This window comes from Serratia sp. ASV30, assembly GCF_016428815.1.
Lineage (GTDB): Bacteria > Pseudomonadota > Gammaproteobacteria > Enterobacterales > Enterobacteriaceae > Chania > Chania fonticola_C.
In genome coordinates this window covers 44,222-57,100 of record NZ_JAELTL010000036.1, presented here as the reverse complement: position 1 = coordinate 57,100, position 12,879 = coordinate 44,222, and the positions used below count along the sequence as shown (strand labels likewise).

At 55.1% G+C, this 12,879-nt stretch carries 11 protein-coding genes; 6 read left to right on the top strand and 5 right to left on the bottom strand.

What is annotated here, in order from left to right; translation table 11 throughout:
* On the bottom strand, positions 1-1,309 hold a 1,309-nt coding region (gene malX, locus JHD74_RS16440; RefSeq protein WP_199063100.1), incomplete at its 3' end, for a maltose/glucose-specific PTS transporter subunit IIBC.
* A gap of 224 nt (positions 1,310-1,533) precedes the next feature.
* Here malX and JHD74_RS16435 point away from each other — a divergent pair.
* Together JHD74_RS16435 and JHD74_RS16430 are read left to right on the top strand one after the other, a co-directional pair.
* The gene (locus JHD74_RS16435; protein ID WP_024530517.1) at positions 1,534-2,565 is read left to right on the top strand and encodes a Mal regulon transcriptional regulator MalI; all 1,032 of its coding nucleotides are present in this window, start codon (positions 1,534-1,536) and stop codon (positions 2,563-2,565) included.
* 145 nt (positions 2,566-2,710) lie between these two features.
* Positions 2,711-3,724: an alpha/beta hydrolase family protein gene (locus JHD74_RS16430; RefSeq protein WP_370592659.1), complete on the top strand. Its 1,014-nt coding sequence runs from the start codon at positions 2,711-2,713 to the stop codon at positions 3,722-3,724.
* Between the two features lie 88 nt (positions 3,725-3,812).
* On the opposite strand, the gene JHD74_RS16425 is transcribed toward JHD74_RS16430, so the two are convergent.
* The gene (locus tag JHD74_RS16425) at positions 3,813-4,730 is read right to left on the bottom strand and encodes a LysR family transcriptional regulator (RefSeq protein ID WP_074031419.1); all 918 of its coding nucleotides are present in this window, start codon (positions 4,728-4,730) and stop codon (positions 3,813-3,815) included.
* A gap of 100 nt (positions 4,731-4,830) precedes the next feature.
* Between JHD74_RS16425 and JHD74_RS16420 the strand changes: the two genes are divergently transcribed.
* Positions 4,831-5,970 carry a serine hydrolase gene (locus JHD74_RS16420; protein ID WP_233169564.1) on the top strand — a complete coding sequence of 380 codons (1,140 nt, stop codon included), beginning with the start codon at positions 4,831-4,833 and terminating at the stop codon, positions 5,968-5,970.
* Between the two features lie 39 nt (positions 5,971-6,009).
* Here JHD74_RS16420 and JHD74_RS16415 read toward each other — a convergent pair whose 3' ends face one another.
* Both JHD74_RS16415 and manA read right to left on the bottom strand, forming a co-directional pair.
* Positions 6,010-7,569 (bottom strand): YdgA family protein, encoded by a 1,560-nt coding sequence (locus tag JHD74_RS16415; RefSeq protein ID WP_074031420.1) that lies wholly within the window; start codon positions 7,567-7,569, stop codon positions 6,010-6,012.
* Positions 7,570-7,704: 135 nt separating this feature from the next.
* The gene (gene manA / locus JHD74_RS16410; protein ID WP_199063099.1) at positions 7,705-8,883 is read right to left on the bottom strand and encodes a mannose-6-phosphate isomerase; all 1,179 of its coding nucleotides are present in this window, start codon (positions 8,881-8,883) and stop codon (positions 7,705-7,707) included.
* Positions 8,884-9,087: 204 nt separating this feature from the next.
* Between manA and fumC the strand changes: the two genes are divergently transcribed.
* Positions 9,088-10,485, top strand: a complete 1,398-nt coding sequence (fumC, locus tag JHD74_RS16405) for a class II fumarate hydratase (protein ID WP_024530512.1) — start codon at positions 9,088-9,090, stop codon at positions 10,483-10,485.
* A 41-nt stretch (positions 10,486-10,526) separates the two neighbouring features.
* Here the strand turns inward: fumC and JHD74_RS16400 are convergent, their stop codons facing one another.
* On the bottom strand, positions 10,527-11,183 hold the full coding sequence (locus JHD74_RS16400; protein ID WP_199063098.1) for a peroxiredoxin-like family protein: 657 nt from the start codon (positions 11,181-11,183) through the stop codon (positions 10,527-10,529).
* Between the two features lie 106 nt (positions 11,184-11,289).
* Between JHD74_RS16400 and JHD74_RS16395 the strand changes: the two genes are divergently transcribed.
* On the top strand, positions 11,290-12,177 hold the full coding sequence (locus tag JHD74_RS16395) for a LysR family transcriptional regulator (RefSeq protein WP_024530510.1): 888 nt from the start codon (positions 11,290-11,292) through the stop codon (positions 12,175-12,177).
* Between the two features lie 3 nt (positions 12,178-12,180).
* Positions 12,181-12,867: a YafY family protein gene (locus tag JHD74_RS16390; RefSeq protein WP_024530509.1), complete on the top strand. Its 687-nt coding sequence runs from the start codon at positions 12,181-12,183 to the stop codon at positions 12,865-12,867.
* The last annotated feature ends 12 nt before the right edge of the window (positions 12,868-12,879 follow it).

Sequence of the window (12,879 nt, the reverse complement as noted above, 5' to 3'; positions counted from 1 at the left end):
GTGTAGCGGTGGTTTCCGTCTCACGGCCCGGCGTTTTAATGTTCCAGCGCTGGATGGCGAAGCGGAAGATCGCATAGTAGGCAACGAACCAGATGGCGGCTACCAACGGCACCAGATACCACTTGGTTGCGGTGCCGTGCAGGATGCCAAACACCACGAAGTCGATAATGTTGCCGTCGGTGTTACCGATAGTGACACCCAGCAAGGCCATCACGGTGAAGCCCAGACCGGTCAGGATCGCGTGGATCAGGTACAGGAACGGCGCCACAAACAGGAACAGGAATTCGATCGGCTCGGTGGTACCGCCGACGACACATGCCACTACACCGGAAATCAGCAGCCCTTTGATCTTGTGGCGGTTCTCCGGCTTGGCACAGTGGTACATGGCTAACGCCGCACCCGGCAGGCCGCCTAGGAAGGCAGGCATTTTACCCTGGGACAGGAAGCGGGTAGCGCTTTCGGCAAAGCCGTGGGTGGTTGGGCAAGAGAGCTGCGCCTGGAAGATGGTCAATGCACCGCTGACTTCACGGCCACAAACGTCCAGCGTACCGCCCGCTTCGGTAAAGCGGATCAGAGCTACCAGAATGTGGTGCAGCCCGAATGGCAGCAGCAGACGTTCGCCGGAGCCGAAAATCATCGGTCCAAACATGCCTGCACCGTTAATCATACGGCCCAACCCGTTAATACCGGCAGCGAACCAAGGCCAGATCAGCGGGATAATCAGACCGCACAGGCCCAGTACCACGGTGGTGACGATTGGGACAAAACGAGTACCGCCGAAGAAGGCCAGCGCATCCGGCAGGCGGATGGTGTTGAAACGCTCGTGCAGCAGATAAACGATGATCCCGACGATCACCGCGCCGAGGATACCGGTATCGATAGACTGAATGCCCAGGATATTCTGGATGTTATTGGCTTTCAGCACCAGCGGATCGACGGTAGGCAGCACGCCTGACGTGGTCAGGTAGAAGTTGGTCGCCAGGTTCAGCACGGCAAAGCCGACAAACCCAGAGAAGGCGGCCACGCCTTTGTTCTCACGCGCCATGCCCAAAGGAATGGCAATGGCGAACATCACCGGTAGGAAGCTGAAAGCAAAGGAGCCGATCTTGCTCATCCAGGTGAACAGCAGTTGGAAAGCCGGATGACCAATGAAAGGCAGCAACGTGATCACGTCACGGCTGCTTAGTGAGCTACCGATCCCCAGCATGATGCCGCAGAATGAAAGCAGTGCGACGGGCAGCATAAATGTCTTGCCCAGGCTTTGGAAAAACTCCCAAAGCGTAATTTTTTGTTTTTTAGACGCTGGCATAACCGACGACTCCTGGCGAAAAAGCATGCAATGTTGTGTGTACCCGATTAGGTAAAAATAAGATAAAACGTTTTACCTAGTAAAAATGCGTCCCTAATCACAATTATGAACGGTGCTTTGCGGTGACAATGCTTATGTGGGTAAATCGTTTTACTGCATTGAGAGATTCGGTATACCATTTGCTATCAGGGTGAAACTCGCCCTGATAGGGCATTGCAGAGGTTATTACCATCAAAAAGATCACTATCACTGACGTCGCACAGTTGGCAGGCGTATCCGTGACCACCGTTTCTCTGGTGCTGAGCGGTAAAGGGCGTATTTCACCCACCACCATGACCCGTGTGAATCAGGCGATCGAGCAGCTTGGCTATGTGCGTAACCGCCAGGCCGCTACGCTGCGCGGTGGCGAATCGGGGGTGGTAGGGCTGATCCTGCGTGATATCTGCGAACCGTTTTATGCCGAGATGACCGCCGGGGTGAGTGAGGTACTGGAAGCCAATGGCAAAGTGCTGTTTCTGACCCAAAGCGGGCGCGAAGGCAAAGGGCTGATGCGCTGTTTTGATATGCTTCTGGAGCATGGCGTTGACGGCATGGTGTTGGCGGGTGGGGTACGTACCGCGAAAGGGCTGAAAGAGAAAGCCGAAGCTCAGGGGGTGCCGCTGGTGTGTGCCGCGCGCTCCAATGGGCTGGAAGGTGTAGACGTGGTGCGGCCCGATAATATGCAGGCCGCGAAAATGGCCACCGAATTTCTGATCAAACGGGGGCATAGCCAGATTGCCTACCTTGGTGGACAAAGCGATTCGCTCACGCGCGCCGAACGTCTGGGGGGATTCTGTGCCACCCTGGTGCAATACGGCCTGCCATTCCGCTCAGAATGGATCGTCGAATGCGATTGTCATCAACGGGCGGCGGCTGAAGCTGCCGAAAATCTGTTGCGTCAGCATCCCAATATCAGTGCGTTGGTGTGCCATAAGGCCTCGGTGGCGTTGGGTGCCTATTTTGGTATCGTGCGCAGTGGCCGTAGTATTGGCTCGGAAGGGATGGACAGCTTTTATGGTCAACAGGTGGCGCTGATCGGTTTTGGCGATGTGCCGGAGGCCGAACTGACTGAACCCCCGCTGACCTTTATCTCCAGCTCGGCTCGTGAGGTTGGACGCAGTGCTGCCCTGCGGTTGTTGCAACGTATTGGCGATGATTCATTGGCGCCGCAGAATGTGATCCTGTCCCCAGAGCTGATCAAGCGCGGATCGGCCTGATCCGTAGCTAAATCTCTAATCTTGCCGTTGTTCCAATATTATAAATTCTCAGGTGTCTCTAAACAGCCTTGCTCTGATGCCGATTAAATTAAAGCGAAATTTTTGATATAACCGACACGATATGAGATTTAATTTGGGAGCTGCTGTGAACAGATATGGGATATTTGGTTGCTGCATGGTGAGCTTCCTGATCGTTTTTTCGCTGATTCGGTTATCTGAATTTGAACTTTCCGATGATGATCACCAACGAACTATCAGATTTGAGCATCATCAGGACGTTCTGGAAGGTACATTAATCCTTCCTCCTGGGAAGATATCGCCACCGCTTATCCTGCTGGTACATGGTGATGGCGCTCAAGATCGTTGGTCTGAAGGCGGCTATATTCCGTTGGTGAAGTACCTGGTTGCTCAGGGGATCGCGGTTTATTCATGGGATAAACCCGGCGTTGGGGCAAGTAGTGGTAACTGGCTGGCACAAACCCTGCCGGACCGCGCAGATGAAGCGGCATCGGCTCTGATAAAACTGAAACAGGAGCCGGAGTTTAAGCACAGTAATATAGGCTTTCTTGGCTTTTCTCAGGCGGGTTGGGTCGTGCCAAAGGCCAGCCAACGGGTAAAAACCGACTTTGTTATTCTGGTGGGCGCGGCGATAAATTGGCGAGCTCAGGGGATTTATTATACGGGGCAACGTCTGCAATCTGAGGGCCTGTCAGCTGAAAATATCGTTAAGGCGCAAGCACACGAAGCTGCCGCTTTTGACAGTCAGTTTACGCAGGAGGAAGCCGCATCTCCCTGTATTTCTCGTTGTACCCGGCAGGACTTTGAGCGTCGAAACTCACAGGCCGATGCAAGGAAAGATATTTCAGCGATGCAAACGCCGGTAATGATCCTGATGGGGGCGGATGATCGCAATGTCGATCCTCACGAAACGACCGCTGTCTGGAGCGAAGAACTCCCGGCCAAAACACCTCGCTGCATCAGACTGATCGCTGATGCTACCCATGGGCTTTTGCGGAGCGAATGGTTTGACTACCAGCTATCCTCGCAGTGGCCTTGGTGGAAGCAAGGTGGATTTCTGTTGTCCGGGCAGCATGCTTACTCGCCGGGTTCACTAAGGGCTATTTCAGACTGGATACTTAGTCAGCAATGTCATGAGTGAACCGCATTCTGAAGCCACGCTGAAAACAAAAAAATGAAAGACTTTGGCCCGGTTTTCGCAGCCTCCGAGGCGTTCAATACCCAGAAGCTCAAGCGCGGATCGGCTTGATCTGCCGCTCGCGTTTTTCCCGCATAAAATCGATAAAGGCGCGCAGCTTGAGCGGCATATGGCGGCCCGCTGGAAAGTAGATAAAGAACCCCGGCGCGACGTTGCTAAAATCCTGCAGAACCTCTCGCAGTTGTCCGCTCTGCAACTCTTGGTGTACGGCAGCTCGAAAGCGTTGAGTGAGCCCTAATCCCGCTATCGCCGCGTCTTTAAGCAGCTGGTTTTCATTGAAGATCAGCCGCCCGTTGACCTCCAGCGTCAACTGCTCAGTCCCGTTGCTGAAATACCAGGGTTCCAGTTTGCCACTGCCGGGAAAGCGGTAGCGCATGCAGTCATGCTGCTGTAACTCCTGTGGCGTTTCGGGCTGACCGTGTTGTGCCAGATAGCCCGGAGAAGCCACGATCACATGTTGTTGGCCTTGGTCGATAGGGACGGCCACCATGTCTTTTTGCAACATGCGCTGCATGCGGATGCCCGCATCAAAATTATCCAGCACCAGATCGGCAAAACGATCGTCGGTAAACAGCTCCAGCTTAAGTTCAGGATAGCGCGCATGGAACTCCGGCAGATAGGGCATGACCAGCATCGACGCGGCCAACTGCGGCAAGGTAATACGTAATAAGCCGCTTGGCTCACCACGTTGACTGCTGGCATTTTCTGCCGCGACCTCAATCTGGCCCATAGCGGGAGCGATTTGTTCATAAAATGCCAGCCCTTCATCGCTTAACCTGACTGAACGGCTGGTGCGATTGAACAGGCGTACTCCCAGAAGGGCCTCTAGCGCGCGGACATTTTGTGAAACCGCAGGCGGTGTGACGCCAAGATGATTGGCCGCCTGGGTAAAACTGCCCAATTTGGCAACGGCGTCGAAAAACGGCAGTAATTGCAGCAGTGAGCTCATCTATCGATAATCCCAACTTAATGATTCATTAAATTTTAGCCTATTTAATTTAATGATCAAAACCGTAGACTGGCCTGATTACCTTAAGAGGATCACAGTTATGGCTCAGGCATTGACACAACGGATAGAGGCAGTCAATCAGCAGGCGATCGCCGAAGGGCGGATCGTGGGTAGCGTGGTGCTGGTGGCTCAACAGGGGACGGTGATTTACGCAGGTGCCAGCGGCTATGCCGATCGCGAGCAGCGGAAACTCATGCAGCGTAATAGCCAATTCCGGTTATCTTCGGTCTCTAAACCCTACATCACGCTGGCAGCGATGCGCATGATAGAGCAGCAACTGCTAAGTCTGGATGATGTCGTTAGCCGTTGGCTACCGTGGTTTACTCCGGCGTTGTCCGATGGACGACGGCCAGCGATCGCTATTCGCCACCTGTTAACCCACACTGCCGGGTTGGATTACCGTTTCAAGCAGCCAGAGGGCGGGATCTACCAGCGGTTGGGGATCCACGACGGCATGGAGATATCCTCGTTAACGCTGGAGCAAAATCTCCATCGGCTGGCGCAGGCGCCGTTGCAGGCAGAGCCGGGTAGCGAATTCAGTTACTCATTGGCAATTGACGTATTGGGTGCGGTACTAGAGCAGGTGGCTGGTATGCCTTTGCCACAGCTATTCGAGCGTTGGATTGGCCAACCGCTAGGGCTGTGGAATACCGGTTTTTATACGTTGAACGCCGATAAGCTGGCAACGGCCTATTACAACGCTGAACCGCAACCGGCAGCGATGTATGACGGTTTTCTGCTGAGGCTTCCTGAGGAGTTTGGTTTTGACGTGGAGTTTTCGCCTTCGCGAGCGCTTGACCGCCACGCTTATCCTTCGGCTGGTGCGGGGATGGTTGGTGATGCTGATGATGTGTTGCGCCTGGTGGAGACGCTGCGTAATGGTGGCGACGGAGTTTTGCAGCCAGAAACCGCCGCATTGATGCGTCAATCCCATGTCGGAGCACAGGAAGAAATTCAGGGGCCGGGTTGGGGGTTTGGTTTTGGTGGCGCGGTGCTGGTGGATGCCGCATTGGCAGCAACGCCGCAGCATAATGGCACTATGCAGTGGGGCGGCGTGTATGGGCACAGCTGGTTTTACGATCCGGTCGCAGAGTTGAGCGTGGTGGCATTGACCAACACTGCGATTGAGGGAATGAACGGTTTATATCCCGTGCAGATCCGCGATGCGGTTTATGGTTAATAAAAAAGGGGCCAGATATCACCTGACCCCAGAAGGTTTTTATTGCCCTTGCAGAGTGGGTTGCTCTGGTGCCGGAGCGGCATCCTGCTGATCGGGCTCTGGAGCACTATCTTCTTCTGGTGCGGAACCGCCGCCCAGCATCCCGAACATACCCACGAACTCCTGCAGCGACATTTTGCTGCCGTTCAGCTCAATCTGGTTATCGGCATACTTGAAGCTGCTGCCAATCACGTTATCTTTCAGCGTGGTGATCTTGAACATCTCGCCCATCGCTGCCAGGCTTTTCACCTGCTGTTCGGCCTGCTGCTGTGCTTGTTGCGCACTGGCACCTTGCAGCTGTGCCGCCTGAGCCATGGTTTCCTGCGCCATAGCGACCGGAATAGTCAACTGCGCGTCGATTTTCTTGACCGAACGGGCAAGCTGCTGATCCGGGGATTCGGCAGCAGCGCCAGCCTGTGCGGGATCCAGCAGGTCGAGGTTAAGGGTAAAGGCGCTTTCACCCTTGGTGTTTTTCCAGCTCAGCGGTGCGATGCTGATGGTTGGGTTGCCTTTCAGCAACAGTGGCAGGTTTTGCACCAGCATCTCAGCCGTTTGCTGCTGGTAGGCTTCTGGCGACAACGTTTCGGCTTGCTGCAGCAAGGCCATGGCCTGCTGATTGTAACGATCGGCAAACTCTTTCAGCCCTTTACCGTCCAGGTTGTCGATTTTCAGCAGCAGTTTTCCTGCACCAAAATCGGTACCCTGAATTTTCAACGCCGCCATGGTGTAATCCAGCTGGCCTGCGAGGCTGTTGCCTTTCTCGCCGAACTGGCTGGCCAGGTTGAAGCCTTCCATCGTCACTGCGTCTTTACCGTCGACAGCCACGGTCAGTTGTTTCATGCCCAGCGCTTGCTCACCCAGGCTCAGACTGTACTGGCCCAGGTGGGTGTTGCTTTTGAGCGTCAGCCCTTGCATCGTCATCTGTTCGTTCTGGCCGGACTGATTTGGGCCGCTGATCACCAGGCTGTCACTGCTGGCATCCAGGACAGCGGTTTGCATATCCTTGCCGACATCCGCGTCAATTTTTGCACCGCTGAATTTCAGTGAGGACTTGTCTTTCTGGTACTCCACCGGGATCACATCGATAGAGCTGGCGACATCGCCGCTGTAGGCAATGCGTGAATCGGCGCTGAACAGCGACTTACCTTTGGTGATTTCAAACAGGGTTTTGACTTTTGGCGTGTTTTCCAGCTCGGTATGGACCGAAGCCATGCTTGGGATCAGGTTGAATTTTTTCAACTGGGCCAGCGGGAATGGGCCGTGATCGACGGTTTCAATGAAGGCCACTTCTTCGCCGGACTTCAGCAGGGCATCGTCGGTGGTGATGCTACCATCGGCACGCAGCACAAAACGGGCTTGGCTGCTGAAAATCCCGCGTTGGTAGTTTTCATAACTCATCTTGACCCCAGCCTTCGGCAGTATGCTTTTCAGCTGGCTATTGGCGGTGTCGACCATTTCCCCCATCCGTTGCTCGATAAGCTTGCCGGTGTACCAAGAGGCTCCAGTCCATGCTGCGCCGAGCACTACAATGACGCTGACAGCGACTAACGATTTTTTCATAGTTCTGTTATTCCTTTGTTAAGCCGGTAGAGGGCAGGGCAACCAATTGGGCCTGCAAAAAAACGCCCGAAGGCGTTTTATTGTGTAGGTAAACTAATCATCTTAGCAACTTATTTACCTATATTTTACCGTCAATTAGGACAACTGATTATAAACGCGGGCGATACGGCCGCTCCCGGTGACGTTAACCGGGGATTCGAAGGCAGCAATAAAGCAGGATTCACCTGGCTGCAAGATGACCTGCTGGCCCTGTTTCTCCAGCGCTGCTTCACCTTCTACGCAGAACACGATCGCCGCGCTGTTTTGCGCCAGTGGCTGCGGTGTGGCATCGAGATCGTGTAACGAGAAGGCAAAGTCCTCAACGGGGATCGGGAAGAAAAGCTCTTTGCCACGTTGCTCTGGCTGAGTCAGCAGGCCAGATGCCGGTTGCGGACGGAACTGCAGGTTGGCCAACAGTTCAGAAATATCGATGAATTTTGGTGTCAGACCCGCGCGTAGCACGTTATCCGAGTTTGCCATCACTTCCAGCGCGACGCCGTTCAGATAGGCATGTGGGGTCTCGGCATACAGGAACATGGCTTCACCTGGTGCCAGTTTGACCACGTTCAACAGCAGCGGAGAGAACAGGCCGCTGTCGTCGGCATAGAAACGAGCGATAAAGCGGATAGTGTCCCAAGGCTCACCCTGCTGGTTGTTCAAGGCGGCCTTCAGCACGCCAAGCGCCAGCGTTTTTTGCTCACCGCTCATTCCCAGCAGGCTGGCAAACAGGGTCGCCAGATGGGCGGTATCCGGCTGCTGCAGGAAGGCGGCGATATCGTGATGTGCGCCAGAAAGAGGGTGTAACAGCGCAACGATATCGTCCAGTTCGCGAAAGCCATTCATTGCCAGGAACGGCGTCAGGGCAAACACCAGCTCCGGCTTGTGATTCGGATCCTTATAGTTGCGCTCAGCGGCATCAAACGGAATACCAGCGGCATTTTCTTTGGCAAAGCCCACCTCTGCGGCACTCTTGCTCGGGTGGACCTGGATGGAGAGCGGCTGGTCGGCACACAGCACCTTAAACAGGAACGGCAATTCACCAAAGCGTTGTGCCACTTCGGCACCCAGCTGTTTCGGCTGGTCGGTATCAATCACCTCACGCAGAGAGCGCAGGTTCCCCGCCTGATCGGCGACCTGTGAGCTGCTTTTAGGGTGGGCACCCATCCACAGTTCCGCCATTGGCTTGCCTGTCGGGTTGGCAATGCCATATAGCTTGGTTAACGCATCAACGCTGCCCCAGGCGTAGTTTTGGATGGCATTTGTCATTTTTTGCATGATCGTATCCCTGCTTTCTCAAGAAAATTGCGCTAAGTAAACAATGTGGCGCAGGCGCATGCAAGCCAAGATGGCTAAAAATGCTCTTTGCTCTGGACGTTAATGCGAATAGTTATTATCTGTCTATACTGAGGTGGCTCGCCAACGGGTTGTCACTCGTTGGCATTTCCCCTTCATTTTAGGAATTGTGCTAAGGAGACAGTGATGGCAGGCGTTCGGATTGAAAAAGACTCAATGGGCCCCATCGAAGTACCCGCCGACCAACTATGGGGCGCGCAGACTCAGCGTTCGTTGGAACATTTCCGTATCTCGTCAGAAAAAATGCCCCCGGCGCTGATCCATGCGTTGGCGATGACCAAGCGTGCGGCAGCCAGCGTCAATATGGATCTGGGGTTGCTGCCAGCAGAGCGGGGCAAGGCGATTATCCAGGCTGCCGATGAAGTGCTGGCGGATAGGCACCCCAATGAATTCCCATTGTCGATCTGGCAAACCGGTTCCGGCACCCAGACCAACATGAACATGAACGAAGTGCTGGCCAACCGTGCCAGCGAGTTGCTGGGGGGCGAACGCGGTGAAGCGCGGCGAGTGCATCCCAACGACGACGTCAACAAAAGCCAGAGTTCCAACGACGTTTTCCCTACCGCAATGCATGTGGCAGCGGTGATCGCGGTACGTGAGCATCTGATCCCTGAGCTGAAGGCGCTGCACCGCACGCTGCATGCCAAGGCGGAAGCTTTCCACGATATCGTTAAAATCGGTCGCACCCATCTACAAGATGCTACGCCACTGACGCTGGGCCAGGAAATCTCCGGCTGGGCGGCGATGTTGGAATATAACCTCAAACATATCGAAGCCAGCATCCCGCATCTCAGTGAGTTGGCCTTGGGCGGCACGGCTGTAGGGACTGGGCTGAATACTCATCCCGAATACGCGGTGCGTGTGGCGAAGGCGCTGGCAGAACTGACCGGGCAGCCTTTTGTCACCGCGCCGAACAAGTTCGAAGCCCTGGCAACCTGCGATGCGTTGGTGCATGGCCACGGTGCCTTGAAGGGATTGGCCGCCTCGTTGATGAAGATCGCCAACGATGTGCGCTGGCTGGCCTCTGGCCCACGCTGCGGCATCGGTGAAATTTCTATCCCAGAAAACGAACCGGGCAGCTCAATCATGCCGGGGAAGGTCAACCCAACGCAGTGTGAAGCCATGACCATGCTCTGTGCGCAGGTGATGGGCAACGACGTGGCGGTGAATATTGGCGGCGCGTCCGGTAACTTTGAGCTGAACGTATTCCGCCCGATGGTTATTCACAACTATCTGCAATCTATTCGTTTGCTGGCAGATGGGATGAGCGGCTTCAATGAGCACTGTGCGGTGGGGATTGAACCAAACCGCGAACGCATCGGCCAGTTGCTTAACGAGTCGCTGATGTTGGTTACCGCCTTGAATACCCATATCGGTTATGACAAGGCGGCGGAAATCGCCAAAAAGGCCCACAAGGAAGGATTGACGCTGAAAGCCTCGGCGCTGAAGTTGGGCTATCTGACCGAGCAGCAGTTTGACGAATGGGTGCGGCCAGAGGAGATGGTCGGCAGCATGAGGAAATAACGCCAAAGGCCAGGCGCTGTGATAGCGCCTGGCAATGCGGCTCACCCCTTCAGCAATGAAACCAACGCCCACGGATCCGCACGCTGGGTATAATCCGGGTTAACTTCTGCATAAATGATGTCACCGCCAGGCGCGATAACGAAGCGGGCAGGCATCGGCAATGTCCAACCACTTTCGTCGTTAAGCTTGGTCAGGTCGATACCCAAGCTGTTGATGTACAGCTCGACAAGATCATCCGTCAACGAGAAACGTAAACCAAACTGTGCTGCCAGGCTATTGCCGCTATCCGTCAGTAAAGGAAACGTTAAGCCATGCGCTTGCTGCATTTGCTGGCCGTTAACCGGCAACTGTGGCGAGATGGCCACCAGGTTGGCACGGTCACGCAACTCGGGCAGAACGGCCTGCAGTGCCTGGAGGTCGATATTGCAGTATGGGCACCATCCTCCCCGATAGAAACTGACGACCAGCGGCCCTTGTGCCAGCAATTGCTGGGAAGAGACTGGGTTACCCTGGGTATCCGGCAAAGTAAACTCAGGGGCGCGATCACCGACCGACAAGGCGTTGTTGGCCATTTCTGTACTGATAAGCTCGTCGATACCCTGACGCAAGAGTTCATGATCCGAGGGCGCAAGCTTGAAGGGCAGTTGGCCTGCTTCAAAAGCGGCCTTGAATGCGTCGAGCTGATCCTGAAGTTTCATGTTGTTCCTTAAGATAACGAATGGACAGCAACCAGTTTGCCTATTGTCGTTGTATGGGGGTAGAGTGCGGTGATTACTAATGGTTATTCCAACGGGGAATGGCAGAATGGACAAGCTAGGCGACTACGCCACCTATATCAGCGTGTTTGAGGCGGGATCGTTTTCCGTTGCGGCCCGGCGGCTTAACGTTGGTCAACCGGCGGTATCCAAGGCGATTGTCCGGTTGGAACAACAGCTGAATACGCGCTTGCTGCTCCGCTCCACTCACGGTTTACGGCCAACGGAAGCTGGGCAACAGCTCTATCTGCGGGCCAAACACATCTTGCATGAAGTCGCAGAAACCGAATCGGCCGTGTCAGGCGTGGCCGAGGTATTAACCGGTCGGTTGCGGGTCGCTTCGTCTGCGGTGTTTTCCCGCCTGATTGAACTGCCGGACTTGAGCCAGTTTCTACACGACAACCCGGAGTTGGCAATGGATCTGCTGCTTGATGAGGGCGAGTTGGGATTGATCGCCGAGGGGATCGATATCGCTTTGCGTGTTGGTGATTTACCCGATTCTGCTTTTACCGCCCGCAAATTGGGTTCAGCAACGCAACGCGTTATCGGGGCCCCGGCGTATTTTGCCAGAGCAGGGATGCCCCAAATGCCCCGGGAGTTGCTACAGCATGATATGGTGATCCATCACCGTGCTGGTGGCGCTGAGGAGTGGCTGTTCACCCATGAACAACAACAGCAACAGGTCCGATTGCAGGGCCGGGTGCGCGTGAGTGCTACCGAATGCTTACGTGAAATGGTGGTGGCTGGTTTTGGTGCGACGGTAGCCTGTGAAGGGCTGTTTCGTAGTGAATTGCGTGAGGGCAAGGTGGTTGCCGTCTTGCCGCAATGGCAGTTACCACCGTTGGCGCTTTGGGCGGTGTTTCCCAGTGGGCACTTCATCTCGGCCAAGGCCCGTGCCTTTGCCGACTTTATTCAACAACTGCTGCAACGAGAGTAACCCATGTCCCGCACTCAACGCCTGCTCGATCTGATGCAGATCCTGCGCCGCCATCGTTACCCGGTCGCCGGGCATTCCCTGGCCGAAGAACTGGGGATCAGCATGCGCACGTTATACCGTGATATCGCCACCTTGCAGCAGCAGGGGGCGGATATTGTTGGTGAAGTGGGGATCGGTTATGTATTACGGCCGGGATTTATGCTACCGCCGCTGATGTTCTCGCAAACTGAGATCGAGGCGCTGGTTCTGGGGATGCGCTGGGTGGAACGCCGGGGTGATAGCCAACTTGCCGGGGCGGCGACCAATGCGTTGGCAAAAATTGCCGCCGTGTTGCCTGCGGAACTGCGTGAAGAGCTGGATGCCAATACGCTGCTGATCGGCCCGGTGCCTACTGCCTATGTGGCGGATGAGACCCTGGTGACGATCCGTGAAGCCATCCGTTTAGAGCGTAAAATCAAGGTGGAGTATCGGGATTATGCCGGTAATGGCAGCGAGCGTATCTTGTGGCCGTTTGCCATGGGCTACTTTGAACAGGTGCAGATCCTGATGGCCTGGTGCGAATTGCGTGGCTCGATACGCCATTTCCGCCTTGACCGTATTGGCCGCTTAACGCTGTTGGAGCTACGTTACCCGCGTGGCCGCCGGGCATTGATGAAGCTGTGGCGGGAAAGTGAGGGCATTGCCCAATGACCCTACTGCCAT